Source organism: Proteus sp. PR00208 (assembly GCF_016238545.1).
GTDB lineage: Bacteria > Pseudomonadota > Gammaproteobacteria > Enterobacterales > Enterobacteriaceae > Proteus.
Map to the genome: position 1 here is coordinate 84,183 of NZ_JAEHQE010000001.1, position 14,065 is coordinate 98,247.

Consider the following 14,065-nt stretch of genomic DNA (forward strand, 5'->3'; position numbering starts at 1 on the left):
GATGATTGATAATAAAAAACGTCCGGGTAAAGATCTTGATAGAATAGACCGGAATATTCTAAATGAGCTTCAAAAAGATGGTCGTATTTCAAACGTTGAGCTATCTAAACGTGTAGGTTTATCACCAACGCCTTGTTTAGAGCGTGTACGTCGTTTAGAACGCCAAGGATTTATTTCTGGTTATACTGCACTGTTAAACCCACATTACTTAGATGCATCATTACTAGTATTCGTGGAAATCACATTAAACCGTGGTGCACCAGATGTTTTTGAACAATTCAATATGGCTGTTCAAAAACTTGAAGAAATCCAAGAATGCCATTTAGTTTCTGGTGATTTTGACTATCTGTTGAAAACTCGTGTACCTGATATGTCCGCTTACCGTAAATTACTCGGTGAAACACTGTTACGTCTTCCAGGCGTTAATGACACACGTACATACGTGGTTATGGAAGAAGTTAAACAAAGTAACCGTCTTGTAATTAAAACTCGCTAAGCCAACTTAATAGGTTGGTGCAAAGCAGGAAAAAGTTAGGTACACTCCTGTCTATGCATACAGTTTCAACGCTGGGATATCTCAGCGTTGTTCCGTTTTAATTCACCCTAAGTTAAACCTGGAGAGCCCTCTTTGAGCCAGGAATATACAGAAGATAAAAATATTCGTTTAACAAAGATAAGCAACCGTCGCCGTATTTGGGAGGCTATTCTCATCCTCATCGGCATTGGCGCTGTCTTTTTAATGGTTTCATTACTTAGCTTTCATCCCTCTGATCCTAGCTGGTCACAAACCACTTGGAATGAGCCTATTCAAAATTTAGGCGGTAGTATTGGAGCATGGTTAGCTGATATTCTATTTTCTGCATTTGGTTTACTTGCCTATGCAATTCCTGTCGTCGTGGTTTTTGGGTGCTGGAATTCTCTACGCTACCAACAAAACCGTGAATACACTGACTTCTTTTCCCTTGCACTACGCACGATTGGTGCTTTGGCTCTGATCTTTACCTCTTGTGCATTGGCTGATCTTAATTTTGATGATATCTATAATTTCAGCTCTGGTGGTGTTATTGGAAGTTTGTTTAGCAAAGCCCTATTACCGTGGTTTAATGTTTTAGGTGCTACTCTTGCCCTTTTATCTGTTTGGGCTATTGGCTTTACACTGTTTACCGGCTGGTCTTGGTTAACAATCACAGAAAAGATTGGTGCCGTTATTTTGGGAAGTGTTGGTTTTATTACCAATAGAGGCCAAAATGAAGCTGATTACGAGGATGAAGAAGAGGAAGATGATACTCAAGACGTTGTTACAGAATTAGCTGATAATTTAAATCAAAAAGAAAATCAGCAATCTGAATTAGCAACAGAAGAGAGTGATGATATTTTATTTTCTGCGCCTTCAGCACTTGAGCTAGCTCGTCAGCAAGAGATAGACACATTACAAGTTAAAGCAGAACAAGAAGATGATTTGCCATCTTTCTCTGCAACAAATGACATAGCAGATGAACATGCGCAAACATTGACGCAAGCTGATCCTCTTGTGCCAGCAACGGTTTCACAACCAACTCATACAGAGGAAGAGCCAGAACATTACCGTTTTGATATTCCAGAAGCATTTTTGAAAAAAGAAGCTCAATCAGAAGTCAATGCGCCTTCAAGTTCAGTTTACTCAATACCAGAAAAGAATATACCTTCTGTGATGCCGTTTGATAATGAACCTATGGCACAGCCATCGTCCGTATCAACAGATAGTGTAATGCCTGCCAGAGCTGAACCTACATTCTCGTTAGCACCTGATACAGACTCTTTAACGCAAGCAGCTACAGTGGCAGCAGGTGTGGTAGCAACGAGTGCTCTTGTTAGTCATGGCTCTCAAGTTAAACAAGGATTAGGCCCTGAATTACCACGCCCAAATCCAGTGCGATTGCCAACACGCCGTGAGCTTTATGGCATTCATATACCTTCACAACGCGAAGCTGAATTGCGTCGTCGTGAGGAAGCCGTTCAATCTGAATCTGAAGATGAGTTAGCTGATATTCAAGAACAAGCGAATTTCGAACAAGAGTTGCGTCAGCAATTCCTCGAACAGCAACGCGAACGTTATGGTGAGAACGATAGTGCTGATCCTGAAGCTATTATTGGAGCCCATCAGCCAAATATTACAACACCATTACCTTCATTTAATCATCAACAAGATGATTATCGTGATGAACCAACGGTTACCGCGAATACGTTCTCTTCCACAGAAGAGAATAACAGCGATATTGATGAAGATGAGCAATATCAGCAACAATTAGCAGCACAATTTAAGCAACAATTGCAGGATCGTTATGGTGATGATGTTTCGTTAGATGATAACGAAGATGAGGTTTTACCTCAAATATCAACATCAGCACCTTCATTGCAAGCAACAACGGGTTATCAACCTCATATTCAACATTCATTCGCTTCACAATCAGCGCAACCGACTCAAACTATTGAGAAAAAAGTTGAATACCCAGCCAGCAATGCATTTCTACAAATTTCGCCTCGTGATGAAGAAGAGGAAGAATACAGCCCTAAAATTGAGTTAGAAAGAGAGCTCACAGCATTAGAGGCGTTCTCGCCAATTGATGATCTATTGGATGAAGATCCGATAGAGCCAGTGTTTACACCGATTGTTTCAGAACCTGTTACGCCACAAGCTGTACCTCAATCACGTATTGAGCCTCAGCCTAATATGGCTCAGCATTTTGCACAGCAACAGCAACAGCAACAGCAACAGCAACAGCAACAGCAACAGCAACAGCAACAGCAAGAATCGTTAATTCACCCATTCTTGATGCGTAATGATAGACCATTGCTGAAGCCAACAACGCCAATGCCTTCTCTGGATCTACTAACAACGCCACCAGTAGAAGATGAACCTGTTGATATGTTTGAGCTTGAGCGTATTGGTAAACTTATTGAAGCTCGTCTTAATGATTACCGTGTTAAAGCCAAGGTGGTTGGCATTTCACCAGGGCCTGTTATCACTCGTTTTGAACTTGAACTTGCACCAGGTGTAAAAGCTGCGCGTATATCAAATTTATCACGCGACTTAGCTCGTTCATTGTCTGCTATTGCAGTACGTATTGTTGAAGTTATTCCGGGCAAACCTTATGTAGGGCTGGAATTACCTAACAAAAAACGTCAAACCGTCTATATGCGTGAGTTGTTAGATAGTGATGCATTTCGTGATAGCCGTTCTCCATTGACTGTTGTTTTAGGTAAAGATATCGGCGGTCAGCCAGTTGTTGCCAATCTGGCTAAAATGCCTCACTTACTTGTTGCTGGTACAACAGGCTCAGGTAAATCTGTCGGTGTGAATGCGATGATCATCAGCATTCTCTATAAAGCGAAACCAGAAGATGTTCGCTTTATTATGATTGACCCTAAAATGCTTGAGCTTTCGGTTTATGAAGGTATTCCACATCTTCTAACAGAAGTCGTTACCGATATGAAAGATGCCGCAAGTGCTCTGCGTTGGAGTGTGGCTGAAATGGAACGCCGTTATAAACTGATGTCGGCATTGGGTGTGCGTAATCTTGCAGGTTATAACGAAAGAATTAAAGAAGCAGAAGCGATGGGACGCCCAATTCCAGATCCATTCTGGAAACCAACAGACAGTATGGCAACAGAAATGCCAACGTTGGAAAAAGAGCCTTATATCGTGGTTGTTGTTGATGAATTTGCTGATTTAATGATGACAGCAGGTAAGAAAGTCGAAGAGCTGATTGCACGTTTAGCTCAAAAAGCGCGTGCTGCGGGTATTCACCTTGTGCTTGCAACGCAAAGACCTTCCGTTGATATCATTACTGGGTTAATTAAAGCCAATATTCCTAGCCGCATTGCGTTTACTGTATCGAGTAAAATCGACTCTCGAACTATCTTAGACCAAGGTGGTGCAGAATCATTACTAGGTATGGGGGATATGCTTTATGCACCTAATGGTTTTGTACCTGAGCGTGTTCACGGTGCTTTTGTGAGTGATGATGAAGTTCATGCAGTCGCAACCGACTGGAAAGCACGCGGTCGTCCTCAGTATATTGAAGCTATTACTAAATGCAGTGAAGAAGGTGAAGGTAATAGTGGTGGTGGATATGACGATGGCGAAGAGCTTGATCCGTTATTTGACCAAGCTGTAGAATTTGTGGTTGAAAAACAACGTGTTTCTATTTCTGGAGTGCAACGTCAATTTAGAATTGGCTATAATCGTGCAGCAAGAATTGTGGAACAAATGGAAATGCAAGGTATTGTCAGTGCGCCAAATCACAACAATACGCGTGATGTCCTTTCGCCACCACCTTCAGATATGTAATATCTTGAAAACACAGTTATCAGCTAATGAGATAGCATGATAATCTGCACAACATCATCAATAATTTATGCGCCGACATTATGTCGGCGTTATCTCATGCCGAGGCTTGTAGAATGAAAAAAGTATTATTTGCAGTGTGTGCGATGACATTATTTAGTAGCCAAGCTGCTTGGGCTGATGCACGTCAGGATTTGCAACAACGATTAAATAAAGTAAATAGTTTTCAAGCAAACTTTAGTCAAACCGTGACCAGCAACGAAGGCTCACTTATCCAAAAAGGGGAAGGCAGTTTAAAAGTACAACGCCCTGATTTGTTTAATTGGCACATGACAGCACCGGATGAGAGCACATTGATCTCTGATGGTAAAACATTGTGGTTTTACAATCCTTTTGTCGAGCAAGTTACAGCAACTTGGTTGGAAAGTGCTACAACCAATACGCCTTTTATGCTGATCGCCCGTAATGACAGTAAAGAGTGGCAAAACTATGACGTGAAACAGTCTGGTGATCGTTTTGAGTTAACACCTAAAGTAGAAAATAACTTAAAACATTTTACGATAACTGTATTACCTAACGGACAAATTCAGCAATTTGCTGCTACAGAACAAGACGGTCAAGTAAGCAATTATCAATTGACTGCACAGACTGCCGCACCAATCGATGCATCCGCGTTTCGCTTTACTCCTCCAGCGGGTGTGACTGTGGATGACCAACGTCAGTGAGGATATTTTGAGTAATTTATCACTCGATTTTTCACGCAATGAGTTCCAACCTTTAGCCGCAAGAATGCGACCTGAAACGTTGGAACAATATATCGGACAAACTCATTTACTTGCCGAAGGTAAACCATTACCTCGAGCGATTAAAGCAGGTCAATTGCATTCCATGATCTTATGGGGACCTCCTGGTACGGGTAAAACTACCCTTGCTGAGATCATTGGTCGCTATGCGCAAGCTGATATAGAACGATTATCTGCGGTGACATCGGGTATTAAAGAAATTAGAGAATCTATTGAAATTGCGCGCCAAAATCGCAATGCAGGGCGTAGAACGATCCTGTTCGTTGATGAAGTTCATCGTTTTAATAAGAGTCAACAAGATGCTTTTTTGCCTCATATTGAAGACGGCACAATCACTTTTATTGGCGCAACAACAGAAAATCCCTCTTTTGAATTAAATTCAGCGTTGCTATCCAGAGCAAGAGTTTATCTATTACGTTCATTAACCGAAGCTGATATTGAGCAAGTGCTACAACAAGCGCTGGACGATCCTGAACGGGGTTTAGGCGGACGTAATATTATTCTGCCAGATGATACACGCAAAATGATTGCACAATTGGTTAATGGTGATGCGCGCCGTTCATTAAATTTGCTTGAAATGATGGCGGATATCGCTGAAGTTGATAATCAAGGAAAACGAGTATTAACACCAGCATTACTGACAGAAATCAGTGGTGAACGAAGTGCTCGTTTTGATAATAAAGGTGATCGCTTTTACGATCTTATTTCTGCATTACATAAATCAGTCAGGGGATCAGCGCCTGATGCTGCTCTTTATTGGTATGCAAGGATCATAACAGCCGGCGGTGATCCGCTTTATGTTGCTCGTCGCTTATTGGCGATTGCGTCAGAAGATGTGGGAAACGCCGATCCTCGTGCTATGCAAGTGGCAATAGCTGCATGGGATTGTTTCACGCGTGTTGGTCCCGCCGAAGGTGAGCGCGCTATTGCTCAAGCAATTGTATATCTGGCTTGTGCTCCCAAAAGTAATGCTGTTTACACTGCATTTAAAGCAGCCATTGCTGACGCTAAAAGTAAACCTGATTATGATGTACCTGAGCATTTGCGTAATGCACCAACAAAATTAATGAAAGAAATGGGGCTTGGTGCTGAATATCGGTACGCTCATGACGAGCCTAATGCTTATGCTGCTGGTGAGGTCTATTTTCCTAAAGAAATGGCTGATACACAGTACTATTACCCAGTGAAAAGAGGGTTAGAGATCAAGCTTGCAGAGAAATTAGACTGGCTTACTCAACAAGATCAAAATAGTACGACAAAACGCTATCGCAAAATGTAAAGATGCGGTAAGGTTATTCAATTATCATTAATTTCTTAACTATGCCTTGTCTCAGATATCTTTTTTATAAGATAGGAGAGAAGGTTTTTATTAATCTATCAATAAGCACAGGATAAGCATGCTCGATCCAAATCTACTGCGTAATGAGCTAGACGCGGTCGCCGAAAAACTGGCTCGCAGGGGATTCATCCTCAATGTGGAAAAAATTCGTCAACAAGAAGAACGCCGTAAGGTGTTACAGGTTGAAACTGAATCCCTGCAAGCAGAACGTAATTCCCGATCGAAGTCCATTGGTGCGGCAAAAGCGCGTGGTGAAGATATTGAGCCACTTCGTCAAGAAGTTAACCTGTTAGGTGAAAAACTTGAAGCTGCAAAAGCCGAACTTGAAGTGCTTCAAGCGGAAATTCGTGATTACGTTTTAACTATCCCAAATATGCCAGATGATGCTGTTCCAAATGGCAAAGATGACAGCGAAAACGTTGAAGTTTCTCGTTGGGGCACACCAAAAACTTATGATTTTGAATTAAAAGATCATGTGACTTTAGGTGAGCTAACAGATGGTTTAGATTTTGCTTCTGCGGTAAAAATTACCGGTTCACGTTTTGTTGTGATGAAAGGTCAAGTTGCACGTTTACATCGTGCTATTACACAATTTATGTTGGATCTGCACACTGAAGAGCACGGCTACCAAGAAATGTATGTTCCTTACTTGGTTAACCACGCAACTCTGTACGGTACAGGTCAGTTACCTAAATTTAGTGAAGACTTATTCCACACTAAACCGTTAGAAGAAGAAGCAGAAAGCCAATACGCACTTATTCCAACAGCGGAAGTGCCTGTGACAAATATGGTAAGAGACGTCATTCTTGAAGAAGACGACTTGCCATTGAAAATGACAGCTCACACACCATGCTTCCGTTCAGAAGCAGGCTCTTATGGTCGTGATACTCGTGGTTTAATTCGTATGCACCAATTTGATAAAGTTGAGCTAGTTCAAATCGCTCATCCTGAAAAATCAATGGAAGCATTAGAAGAGCTGACTGGTCATGCTGAAAAAGTACTGCAATTACTGAATCTACCTTACCGTAAAGTGGTACTTTGCACTGGCGATATGGGCTTTGGTTCACGTAAAACTTACGACTTAGAAGTTTGGGTACCAGCTCAAAATACTTACCGTGAAATCTCTTCATGTTCAAATATGTGGGATTTCCAAGCACGTCGTATGCAAGCACGCTTCCGTTCTAAAGGTGATAAGAAGATCCAGTTAGTTCACACTTTAAATGGTTCGGGCTTAGCAGTAGGTCGTACTTTAGTCGCAATTATGGAAAACTATCAAATGGCTGATGGCCGTATTGAAATTCCAGAAGTGTTACGCCCATACATGAAAGGTTTAGAATATATCGGTTAATTATTATCTAATTAATTGAGTATTAATAATTTAACCCCCTGCTTAGGCCGGGGGTTTTTTATTAACTGTAGTAAATATTTAACGCTGTTTATTTGTTTTTTATAAGTCATTAAATCCACAATATTTTATTTCATCAGAGTTAAATCTCAATAAAGAGCGTATCAAAAATAATTTAATTCTAAGGTATGTCTTTTTTGTTTATCTCTTTTTCATTCCTTGCTTGACAATTTCTCATATTAACATTAACTTGGATTTCTAGATGTTTAGCCGTCTAGATTTCTATTTAATAGGTGAGTTGATTAAAATGATAACACTAAAAAATGTCAGCAAAATTTATCAGCTAGGGAAAAAGCAAACTATTGCTGTTGATGATATTAATTTGAATATTGAGCAGGGAGATATCTTTGGCATCATTGGTTATAGCGGTGCTGGGAAAAGTAGCTTAATTCGTTTATTGAATCGCTTAGAACCTGTAACAAAAGGAGAAGTGATTGTTGGTAAATACAATATTACTACCAGTAGTGAACGTGAGATCCGTAAAATCCGCCACTCAATTGGTATGATCTTTCAACATTTCAATTTGCTATGGTCACGCACCGTTAGAGAGAATATTGAATTCCCACTTGAAATTTCAGGGTTAGATAAGAAGCAACGTTTTCAGCGTGCGAGTGAATTAATGAAGTTAGTTGGGCTTGCTGATAAAGCTGATGAATATCCATCAACATTAAGTGGTGGGCAAAAACAACGTGTTGGTATTGCTAGAGCGCTGGCAAATAATCCTGATGTTTTATTATGTGATGAAGCAACATCTGCATTAGATCCAAAAACAACACAAACAATTTTAGCACTACTCGCTGAAATTAATCAAAAAATGAATATTACGATTGTGTTGATCACGCATGAAATGCAAGTTGTAAAAGCGATATGCAATAAAGTAGCCGTTATTGAGCAAGGAAAAATAATTGAACAAGGCGAAGTAGTAAAAATATTTAACCAACCAAAACATAAAGTGACACAACAGTTTTTATCACAATCAGTACATGTAACAGATAACAGTGATGATATTGAGAATATAAAGCAGCAAAGCACAGTAATAAAACTGTTACTGCAAGAGGGTAAAAAATATGACTATTTACTTTATGATTTAATTTCTAAATTTAATGAACCAGTTAATTTAATAAAGGGCAGTTTTTCACAAGAAAACGGGTTTATTTATTTACAGCTAAATAATAAATCGGATGAAATCATCCAATATCTTGAGAATAATAAATTTGATATAGCGGTCGTGTGATATGGATGAAATACAAAGTTGGTTTAATAGCTATTTACCTCATTTAAAACTCAATGTACTCGGTGAAGAAACATTAAATACATTATATATGACACTGGTTTCTGGTGCATTATCCTGCTTATTAGGGATCTTAATTGGCGTGGCATTATTTTTAACAGCAAAAGAGGGTTATAAAGAGCAACTTTCTATTTATCGAATACTCTCATTTATTGTAAATATTTTTAGAGCCGTTCCTTTTATTATTTTAATTATTTTATTGTTCCCTTTTACTAAATTAATTGTGGGAACCATATTAGGTGTTAATGCAGCGTTACCTGCATTAGTGATTTCAGCAGCAGCCTTTTATGCCAGACTAGTTGAATTAGCATTACGTGAAGTAGACAAAGGTGTTATTGAGGCAAGTCTTTCAATGGGCGCTAATTTGCCTACGTTAATATTTAAAGTGTTATTACCAGAATCATCACCTGCACTTATTTCTGGCTTAACTGTCACATTGATTTCTTTAGTGGGTGGAACCGCAGTTGCAGGCGCAATTGGGGCGGGTGGACTAGGTAACTTAGCTTATTTAGAAGGATTCCAACGCAGTCATCTTGATGTGGTTTGGGCTGCGACTTTAGTGATTTTATTTATTGTATTATGCATTCAGTTATTAGGAGATAGTGTTGTAAGAAATATAGATAAACGCTAATTAAAGAATTAATTCAATTAAAAATCAAATTTAAAAAAATAAGGTTACAATAATGAAACTAACAGTATTTAAAAAACTGGGATCACTGCTACTTATTAGTCTAGTGCTCTCTGCTTGCAAACCATCAGATGAAAAATCAGAGAATAAATTAATTATCGGCGCATCAAGTACACCTCATGCAGAAATTTTAGAATTTGTTAAACCGCAATTAGCAAAAGAAGGGCTAGAGTTAGATATTCGAATTTTTAATGATTATATTATTCCCAATCAAGCATTAGCCGAAAAAGAATTAGATGCTAATTTTTTCCAACATGTACCTTATTTAAATAAAACACTAGCAGATCACCCTGATTGGAAATTAATTTCTGCGGGAGCTGTACATATGCATCCATATCGTTTTTTCTCGCAAAAATATAAAAGTCTGCAAGATTTACCTAACGGTGCAAAAATGATTAGTAGTAATAACTTGGCACAACATGGACATATATTAAAACTATTTCAAGATGAGGGCTTAATTAAATTACGTGATGGCATCGATCCTGATGACTCCACAATTGATGATATTGTAGAAAATCCTCGTAATATTAAATTCTTATTCACCTATGATGGCCCATTGCTGCCACAAATTTATAAAAACGGTGAAGCAGATGTCGCTTCTATTGATGGGCACTTTGCCATTAATGCTGGGCTAGATTTAAGCAAAGAAGTAATTTATACAGAGCCTGCGGCTAACAGTAAGTTTGCCAATGTGGTTGTTATAAGAGAAGAAGATAAAAACGATCCGCGTATTGCTAAATTAATGGCACAACTAAAAGCGCCTGAAACCAAAAAATTTATTTTGGATACCTTTAAAGGCGAAGCAGTTCCTGTTCCATAATTAGTTTATTTTTAAATTAATGTATCAAAGAGTGGTGTAAGAGATTATGCCACTTTTTTGTTTTTTATAAGAGGGATTATAAAAAGGTTTTTAATAAAGAAATGACTATTTAACAAAAATATAACGCAATCCGCCATTGGTTAAACCGATCACGGCAGATCCTATTTATGCTGTTAAATTAGACCTATCACTCGAATTTACCCCCGTTATTTTATGACGTTTCTATTTAATTAGAACCCTACAAAAGAGCATATTCTATGATAGTTTCTAAACAGCAGTTACATCAATTAATAAAAAATAAATTACATCATGCAGGATTGAGTGAGTCTCATGCTGATACGGTGGCTGATGTCTTAGTCCATGCTGATGCCAAAGGTATTCATTCTCATGGTGCTGTTCGTGTAGAGTATTATGCAGAGCGGATCAGTAAAGGTGGTACAAATACGGCTCCTGATTTTACTTATACTGAAACGGGACCATGTAGCGCTGTATTTGATGGAGATAATGGAGCTGGGCATGTTGCAGCGAAAGACGCAATGGAACGCGCAATTAAAATGGCACAAGAGAAGGGAGTTGCAGTTGTTGGTGTAAGACGAATTGGTCATAGTGGTGCGCTATCTTACTTTGTTGAACAAGCATCGCAAGCAGGCATGGTAGGTATTTCGTTGTGCCAGTCCGATCCTATGGTTGTTCCTTTTGGCGGCTCAGAAGTCTATTACGGCACTAATCCTATCGCTTTTTCAGCGCCAGGAGTTGGCGATAAACGTATTACATTTGATATGGCGACAACCGTACAGGCATGGGGCAAGGTACTCGATGCGCGTTCACGGCATGTCGATATTCCCGATACTTGGGCAGTCGATGAAAGTGGTAAACCTACGACTGATCCCTTCGCAGTAAAAGGCTTATTGCCTATTGCTGGGCCTAAAGGCTATGGCTTAATGATGATGGTTGATGTGTTGTCTGGTATCTTGCTTGGACTTCCTTTTGGTAAACATGTCAGTTCGATGTATCACGATTTAACTCAGGGGCGAGAGCTAGGGCAATTACATATTGTTATTAATCCTGCTTTCTTTACTGATGCCTCATTATTTAGAGAACATATCTCACAGGCTATGGGGGAGTTAAATGCAATTAAGCCAGCTCCTCATGTGGAGAAAGTGCTTTATCCTGGTGAGAATAGTCAAATAGAAGAACAAAGAAGTGAAAAAGAAGGTATTGAGATTGTTGATGAAATTTATAATTATTTAATATCTGATGCACTTTATAATAAATCTTATGATAATAAAAACCCGTTTGCGGGTTAATGATGTAAGCTATGTATTCTAGATAATAAAAAGCAGTAGGATTTACGCTCTACTGCTTTTTTATTTAAGTAAGCTAATGCTAAGAATTAACTGACTAATTTACCAATATTGGATTCAGCGGTTTTATTAAGAGAAATCGTTCCATTTCCACCATTATTTCCTTGGTTGCCTACATTATGGTGATAAAAAACGTCACGATAAGAGCCATACATCGCAGTGTAAGAAAGAGGAATAGTAATTAATAACCCTAAACCAAATGGAATAATACTCACTACCAGAATAAATAGCAGTAAAATAAAGAAGAAGAATCCACCCGCTAAATTTATTTTTACTGCCGAAAGGCTCGCTTTAACAGCAGGGAGCGCTTTATAACCGTTTACTAATACCAACGCAGGGACAAACCAATATGCAGCAGTACTAATTGTACCAAAAATAGCAATAATAATGATAAATAGAGTAAAACCTGATGTGTTATCTGCCATCATTTCAGCAATAATTTCTTCAGAATAATCACTAGAAGCTGCATAGATAACGTCCATCATGGCTGCACCAGAGATAATAACTGCGAGAATAATCCCAAACAGCAAAATAAGGAAACTGATGCCGTAAGCGCCCATTATACTTAGATAGCGTTTGTTATAAAAACCAAAGAATAGATTATCAACGTCCATCCGTCGGGTTTCATATTGCTGATGGGCAATGGCAATAAGGCCTGTAGCTAATACAGTAGTAATAAAAGGTGATATGATTGGACCTATTAGCGGAATAAATCCAAGAATGGTCGATATAATAAGACTAACGATAAAGTAGATAATAATAACGCCTACCCACATCCAAAAACGTTCTTTTATTAAATCCCATCCCAGTCCTAACCAACGTACTCCGCCTGAGGCACCTCGTGCTTGAGGAATAGGCGTAAATACCTCTTGAGGCTCTGTTAGCGATGAATTATTGTCTTGTTCCATTTCCTGTACCTTAATCCCAATATCTTTAGTTTATAAATATAAGATTTCTATAATATCTTTTTGTTTTGTTATTAATCAACTGTATTCAACTTAATATAGGTTAAGGATAATCTTAGAATGTATATTTTTACTTGTGAGGACAGACATTCTTTAATTAATACAAAATGATTTAAATAATTTAAGTTAACTTCATCTCATTAAAAAATAACTTTATTTGTTTTGAATATTTTTAATTATATAAAAACAAAAAAGCAGCGCTTTAATGCGCTGCTTCTTAAATTAATCTTAAGTAGAAAAGCTTAGTAGATCACTTTATGGCCATAAGATTCAAGAATTGATTTTACATTTTCCATCGTCTCTTTTGACGGTGGATGAATGCCATCTAGCTTGTATTCTTCTCCTAAAGCTACCCATTTATGTTTGCCGAGTTCGTGGTAAGGAAGAAGTTCTACTTTTTCGATATTTTTCATATCTTTAATAAATTCGCCTAAACGATGAGCAGAATCATCATCATCAGACCAACCCGGTACAACTACATAACGAACCCATGTTTTTTGGCCTCGTTTTGCTAAATAACGTGCGAATTCAAGTGTACGCTGGTTTGATACACCAACGAGCTTTTGGTGGATCTCATCATTGACTTGTTTTAGGTCGAGCATCACTAAGTCAGTGGCATCCATTAATTCATCAATAACGGGATCATAACGACGAACAAAGCCATTAGTATCTAGGCAGGTATGGATATTTTCTTTCTGACAAGCACGAAACCAATCACGTACAAACTCTGCTTGCAAAATTGCTTCGCCACCTGAAGCAGTAACACCGCCGCCAGAAGCATTCATAAAATGACGATAGGTAACCGCCTCTTTCATTAGTTCATCAACTGTGACGATTTGCCCACCATGAGTATCCCATGTGTCACGGTTGTGACAATAGAGGCATCTCATTAGGCATCCTTGAAAGAAAACAATGAAACGTATTCCGGGACCGTCAACAGTACCGCAGGATTCAAATGAGTGGATACGACCAAGTACGGACATAACAGGGTTACTCCAAAACTGTCTAATAAAAAGGCCCCAAAGTAGGGGCCTTTATTCTAAGCGATTTTATCTACTTTCTC

At 38.7% G+C, this 14,065-nt stretch carries 11 protein-coding genes; 9 read left to right on the forward strand and 2 right to left on the reverse strand.

What is annotated here, in order from left to right:
* Position 1: 1 nt before the first annotated feature.
* The 9 genes from lrp (at position 2) to allD (ending at position 11,980) form a co-directional block, all read left to right on the forward strand.
* Positions 2-496 carry a leucine-responsive transcriptional regulator Lrp gene (lrp, locus tag JEP36_RS00365; RefSeq protein ID WP_004244566.1) on the forward strand — a complete coding sequence of 165 codons (495 nt, stop codon included), beginning with the start codon at positions 2-4 and terminating at the stop codon, positions 494-496.
* Positions 497-628: 132 nt separating this feature from the next.
* On the forward strand, positions 629-4,330 hold the full coding sequence (locus JEP36_RS00370) for a DNA translocase FtsK 4TM domain-containing protein (protein ID WP_198629736.1): 3,702 nt from the start codon (positions 629-631) through the stop codon (positions 4,328-4,330).
* A gap of 113 nt (positions 4,331-4,443) precedes the next feature.
* On the forward strand, positions 4,444-5,052 hold the full coding sequence (lolA, locus tag JEP36_RS00375) for an outer membrane lipoprotein chaperone LolA (RefSeq protein WP_109373511.1): 609 nt from the start codon (positions 4,444-4,446) through the stop codon (positions 5,050-5,052).
* Positions 5,053-5,059: 7 nt separating this feature from the next.
* Positions 5,060-6,409, forward strand: coding sequence for a replication-associated recombination protein A (locus JEP36_RS00380; RefSeq protein ID WP_198620527.1), 1,350 nt, complete (start codon positions 5,060-5,062; stop codon positions 6,407-6,409).
* A 118-nt stretch (positions 6,410-6,527) separates the two neighbouring features.
* Positions 6,528-7,817: a serine--tRNA ligase gene (gene serS, locus JEP36_RS00385; RefSeq protein ID WP_109373512.1), complete on the forward strand. Its 1,290-nt coding sequence runs from the start codon at positions 6,528-6,530 to the stop codon at positions 7,815-7,817.
* A gap of 304 nt (positions 7,818-8,121) precedes the next feature.
* Positions 8,122-9,108, forward strand: a complete 987-nt coding sequence (locus tag JEP36_RS00390) for a methionine ABC transporter ATP-binding protein (protein ID WP_198629737.1) — start codon at positions 8,122-8,124, stop codon at positions 9,106-9,108.
* A 1-nt stretch (position 9,109) separates the two neighbouring features.
* Positions 9,110-9,796 (forward strand): methionine ABC transporter permease, encoded by a 687-nt coding sequence (locus JEP36_RS00395; RefSeq protein WP_198620496.1) that lies wholly within the window; start codon positions 9,110-9,112, stop codon positions 9,794-9,796.
* Positions 9,797-9,848: 52 nt separating this feature from the next.
* Positions 9,849-10,673 carry a MetQ/NlpA family ABC transporter substrate-binding protein gene (locus tag JEP36_RS00400; RefSeq protein ID WP_198626163.1) on the forward strand — a complete coding sequence of 275 codons (825 nt, stop codon included), beginning with the start codon at positions 9,849-9,851 and terminating at the stop codon, positions 10,671-10,673.
* 257 nt (positions 10,674-10,930) lie between these two features.
* The gene (allD, locus tag JEP36_RS00405) at positions 10,931-11,980 is read left to right on the forward strand and encodes an ureidoglycolate dehydrogenase (protein WP_198629738.1); all 1,050 of its coding nucleotides are present in this window, start codon (positions 10,931-10,933) and stop codon (positions 11,978-11,980) included.
* 86 nt (positions 11,981-12,066) lie between these two features.
* On the opposite strand, the gene JEP36_RS00410 is transcribed toward allD, so the two are convergent.
* Positions 12,067-12,945, reverse strand: a complete 879-nt coding sequence (locus tag JEP36_RS00410) for a BPSS1780 family membrane protein (protein WP_198620499.1) — start codon at positions 12,943-12,945, stop codon at positions 12,067-12,069.
* Positions 12,946-13,244: 299 nt separating this feature from the next.
* On the reverse strand, positions 13,245-13,985 hold the full coding sequence (gene pflA / locus JEP36_RS00415) for a pyruvate formate lyase 1-activating protein (protein ID WP_023581312.1): 741 nt from the start codon (positions 13,983-13,985) through the stop codon (positions 13,245-13,247).
* Positions 13,986-14,065 lie beyond the last annotated feature (80 nt).